Source organism: uncultured Flavobacterium sp., assembly GCF_937967675.1.
GTDB lineage: Bacteria > Bacteroidota > Bacteroidia > Flavobacteriales > Flavobacteriaceae > Flavobacterium.
This window is the reverse complement of record NZ_CALBSN010000021.1, coordinates 1-4,802: the sequence shown is the minus strand read 5'-3', so window position 1 is coordinate 4,802 and position 4,802 is coordinate 1. Positions and strand designations below refer to the sequence as shown.

The following is a 4,802-nucleotide window of genomic DNA, read 5'->3' as shown; positions in this document are numbered from 1 at the left end:
GAAAGTTATAAGGGTTATTATGTAAAATATCCGCTCCCAGCCGCACCCACCCGAAGAATAATAGGAACGCTACCGCTAACGTAATTTTCATTGTTTTTTGAAGATGCTTCCCATTTTCATCAGACCAAAACTGCTAACTGAAAACTGCGACTGCTAACTGAACCAACAAGCATCCTCAAAAATCAAACTATCACAAGAGTGTGGTTTTCTTTTTTTTCATCTTCACAAAGCCATATTGTCAAACCGAGCGTAGTCGAGGTCGTCTAGTAAAAAAAAGAAAACCACACCCTTGTTTACGAATCCTGATTGAACACCCTTAAAACCTCATTTCATAAGAACATTTGGGGTAAACATTTTTACAAAAAAAGGATAAAAAAAGAAGCCAAAGGTTTGTTCCGGGTATTCAAAAAAGCAAGTTCAAGCCTTCGGTTCCGGATAAAATCTCCACCCATACATTTTCAAAACCACAACATCCACTTAGTGTTTACACAGACGCATATGGGTAGTATTTTATCCGAAAAACTTTCTTTTTTGAAACCCTCTACAAGGTAAGACGGCTTTCTTTTTTTTCCTTTTTTCTTTTGCAAAAATGTGTGTGGGGCATCTCGGTTTCCAATCACATTTCGGGCAATCACGAAGGAAAGAAGAAGGAAGTTAACCTGTTAAATCCTTGTATTATGGACACTATTTTTATCAAAACCCACCACCCTGGGGCGCACTATGCCAAACCACATTTTTTCGTATTATCAAAAGGACTGAATAGCGGAAAACCTAATAATGAAGCTTTTACGAATAGCTTTGTATTAGTCTTTCAAACCGAAACTCAAAAAGAGGAAATTTTTTGGATATCCATGAGCCTATGGAAATCCAAATTCTGGAATCCGTATCTTAAAGGTTCTGTAATTCCATTTATAACGCTTTATGACTTCAAAAAAGAGTTCAATCCAAGAGCAACTCGTATGATGCGAGAACACGAGCAACACCTTAAAAACATTAAAGCTTTAAAGCTGCTGCAAGAACAAGAAAACCACTTTAACAAAAACTTACACCTCATCAACGAACTTAAGAACGCTATTATGATGAGGTATAGAAATAAATAAAAGTAAGCCTAGACTAATTAGTCTAGGCTTTTTTTATTTAAAATTGGAAAGATAATCGAAATAATGTATTTATATTTGAAAAAAGCTATAAAATAGGGTACATAAGCAAGTTAGCGACAATTTTACAAAAAAAAGCCATCCAAATTAGAGAATATTAATCTGTAAATTTGGATCAAACTAATTAAGGAAATGGAATATGACTACTCAAAATTAAATGACAGAGAATTTGAAATTTTAGCAGCAACTGTAATTGAAAAAGAACATAGCATTAAAGTTGAAATTTTTAAGTCTGGAAGAGATGGTGGTGTAGATGGTAGATTCTGGATTGGAGACAAAAAAGAAGGCATTATACAATGCAAACATTATTTTGCAACTCCATATTCACAATTAATTTCAAAATTAAAAAACGAGGAATTAGACAAAGTAAAAAAGTTAAATCCTAGTAAATACATTTTTATAACTTCAAAAGCACTTTCTAGAGTAAATAAAAAAGAAATTCTAAATATTTTTAAACCATACATTCAAACTGAAAGAGATGTTTGGGGAAAAGAAGACTTGAATTTGTTTTTATCTAAGAAAGAAAATCAGGACGTTGTCGAAAGAAACTATAAACTTTGGATTACTAGTACAAGTGTAATAGACATTTTAATTAACAATGCAATAAAAGGTAGAAGTCAATTTACTATACGAGACATTGAAGAAAATTCATTTAGATATGTAGTTACTGAAAATCATAACAAGGGGCTTAAAATTTTAGAAGAAAACAATGTTATAATTCTGACAGGTGAACCAGGAATTGGTAAAACTACACTTGCTGATAATTTGGCAATTCTATATATAGCAAAAGGTTATGAATTCTGTGATATTGAAGAAAATATAAGCGAAGCTGAAAGTTTGTATCGCGAAAATGAACAAAAAAAAATTCTTTTTTATTGTGATGACTTCTTAGGAAGTAATATTTATGACGCTATCAATAATAAAAAGGATTCCCATATTGTCAAATTCATTAGTAGAATTAGAAAGGATAATAGTAAAAAATTTATTCTTACATCACGAACAAACATTTTGAATAAAGCTTACAGTTTAAGTCATATTTTTCAAAATTTAAAAATAAGAGAGAATGAATTTCTACTTACAATTGAAAACTTAACTAATATAGATAAAGCAAAAATTCTTTATAATCATATTTATCATTCAAAATTACCAAAACAATTTATTGATGTAATTTATAAAGAAAAAAGATATAAAGACATTATCAAGCACAGAAATTTTAATCCAAGAATTATCGAATTTATAACCGATTCTTCTGTTATTGGTGATATTAAATCAGAAAACTATTGGACATATATTCATCAAAGTCTAAATAACCCTGAAGTTATTTGGGAAGGATATTTTCAAAATCAAACTGATGACTTTGTAAGAGCTCTAACATTTTTAACTGTTTTTAATAATGGTAAAATATCTGAAGAAAGTTTGAGAGATTCTTATAATACATATCTACGGATTCACCCCTTAAATTTTGGAGATAATACTGATAAAAGTTTTGAATCGGTAAGAAAGCTAGCTACAAAATCATTATTGAATAGAAATCAAATTGGAGACGAAAAATATGAATATGTGCTATTTAATCCTTCAATTGCAGATTTTGTATTAGGTGCATACTCAAATGAAATTGATTTAATTTGTAATATTTTTAAATCATTAAATTCAGAAGTATCAATTGATTATTTACATACTTTATTGAGGAATAACAAAATAAATAAAAATCATACTAGTAGAATATTAGGAAATCTATTTGATTTCTTCTTTGAAAGTAAACTAAAAGATCAGAATTGGGATTTTTTAATTGCCTTAAGTTACATTGACTTTTTTGATGATATAATTAATAAAAGATTAGAAACCTTTTTGAACATTATAATAAATGCAGATAACCCAAGTGGTGAGAGATTGTGGGAATTATTATTCATTCTCACAGAATTTGAACCCAAAATTAAATTTCAAAATTTCGAATTTCTGCATGGTTTTATAAACGATGTAGATGATGAAGATACATTAAAAAGACTATTAAATTTTGTTGATAATAATGATATTGATGATGAAAATATTCTAATGCAAATTGTTATTTTACTTGATAAATACTTAATTAGTATTGTTAATAATAATGATTTGGATATAGATTACTCCAGACACATCTCAAATTCATACAATTATTATCAAGGTGATTATGAGCCAAATGTTGATATTAATGGTGTTGAAGATGAAATAAGACAAAATCTTGATTCATTTTTAGATGGCTTCAATGAAAATGTTCTTAATAAAATTTCTTTTTCAACATCAGACATAATATCAAGTATTGATGTAGATTCAAAAATAACTAGATATTTGGAAAGTTATGAGCCTGACTATGATCGTGAAAGTCACGGTGGCTTTTATTCTGGAAGTTCAAGCGATGATGATATCGATGCAATATTTGAACGTTAGTTACCCATAATAAAACAATCGATAATACACGGCTCTTAAAAATAAAAAAAAAAGCCTGGTCTTCCGACTAGGCTTTCTCATACTCAGTAAAGGTAACCAATCAAAACTGAGCTTATTTCTTTTTTGAGGTGAGGCGTTTTAAAATCACCGTAACACCAAAACTCACTACTGCTCCAATAAAGGCTAAAACTATCGTTTTTAAGATATCTGCTGAGGTTAAATTAGGTATAACACTCAATGCAAATCCTCCAAAAGTTCCTGCCTTCAAAGTTAAGGAATTATCCATTTCATTCAACGTCATTTTCGGGCTTAACCTCATCTTTTTTGTCGGTTTTGTCATCAACAGTAATTTGGCTTACCGCTGATATAACACCGCCTGCAACGGCAGCATAACCCGCAACGGTTACAACAACAGCAGGTAAAGCTACTGGAGCAGCTACAATGCTTCCACTTACTGCTAATAAGGCTAATCCAATGGTGCGCAAAACCTTAAAAAATTTCGGAGTGGGTGCCTTAGCACGTTCTACTATATTCATCTTTTCAAAAATTAAGATTGTACAATCAATTCTACACTTTCGTTATTGTCCAAAGCTTTAAAAACCAAGTATTTCAACTTCGTAAAAGCTTTTCTAGACATTAAACCTAATCCAGGTCCAGAAAGTTTTGTAACAGGAGCAATACAGCCATGTAATTCCCTTTTCGCATTATTGGCAGGATGTATCAAAATATAAGTTCTGTTCGGTACATTCACCAATTCTAAATGCCATTTGAATTTTGCACTGTATCGCTTTCTAATAAAATATTTCCCTTCCGGAATGCAGGAAACCTTCGTTTCGTTCATCTTCCACGGCAATTCAATTGTATTACAAATCAATTTGCCTTCGCATTCGAGTTTACCATTTGTTCCTTCAGGGAAATAAGTTCTAGTTAACCAAATAACCATTACACACCGCTATCAACTTTCGCAATTGATAATGGGTTAAAAGCACCATTTTTCAACGGATACATTTGCCCATTAATCTCTTGGTAGAACTCAACACCTAAAGCCAAAAATAATGGTTTTGTACTTGCAGGTGTAACCTCATTCACTTGATTAATTGGAGCAGTAGCAGTTCCATCCCATGGTAAAATTGCCGTTTCAGAAGTAGCAACCACATACGTTTCAGCTTCAAAATCAATTTCAGCTCCACCTGAAATGATTTTGTAGTGAGTAGTTCCACT

5 protein-coding genes and 1 pseudogene are annotated in these 4,802 nt (G+C 31.1%); 2 read left to right on the top strand and 4 right to left on the bottom strand.

What is annotated here, in order from left to right; translation table 11 throughout:
• Positions 1-677: 677 nt before the first annotated feature.
• Together Q0075_RS01300 and Q0075_RS01295 are read left to right on the top strand one after the other, a co-directional pair.
• Positions 678-1,100: a hypothetical protein gene (locus tag Q0075_RS01300; protein ID WP_297867939.1), complete on the top strand. Its 423-nt coding sequence runs from the start codon at positions 678-680 to the stop codon at positions 1,098-1,100.
• Positions 1,101-1,289: 189 nt separating this feature from the next.
• Positions 1,290-3,581, top strand: a complete 2,292-nt coding sequence (locus Q0075_RS01295; protein ID WP_297867938.1) for a restriction endonuclease — start codon at positions 1,290-1,292, stop codon at positions 3,579-3,581.
• Positions 3,582-3,693: 112 nt separating this feature from the next.
• Here the strand turns inward: Q0075_RS01295 and Q0075_RS01290 are convergent, their stop codons facing one another.
• The 4 genes and pseudogenes from Q0075_RS01290 to Q0075_RS01275 all read right to left on the bottom strand — a co-directional run.
• Positions 3,694-3,867, bottom strand: a complete 174-nt coding sequence (locus tag Q0075_RS01290) for a hypothetical protein (protein ID WP_297867937.1) — start codon at positions 3,865-3,867, stop codon at positions 3,694-3,696.
• A gap of 1 nt (position 3,868) precedes the next feature.
• Positions 3,869-4,117 (bottom strand): hypothetical protein, encoded by a 249-nt coding sequence (locus tag Q0075_RS01285; protein ID WP_297867936.1) that lies wholly within the window; start codon positions 4,115-4,117, stop codon positions 3,869-3,871.
• An 11-nt stretch (positions 4,118-4,128) separates the two neighbouring features.
• The gene (locus Q0075_RS01280; RefSeq protein ID WP_297867935.1) at positions 4,129-4,524 is read right to left on the bottom strand and encodes a DUF5675 family protein; all 396 of its coding nucleotides are present in this window, start codon (positions 4,522-4,524) and stop codon (positions 4,129-4,131) included.
• Positions 4,524-4,802: pseudogene (locus tag Q0075_RS01275) on the bottom strand (hypothetical protein); the annotation flags it as partial. The gene Q0075_RS01280 and the pseudogene Q0075_RS01275, both read right to left, overlap by 1 nt.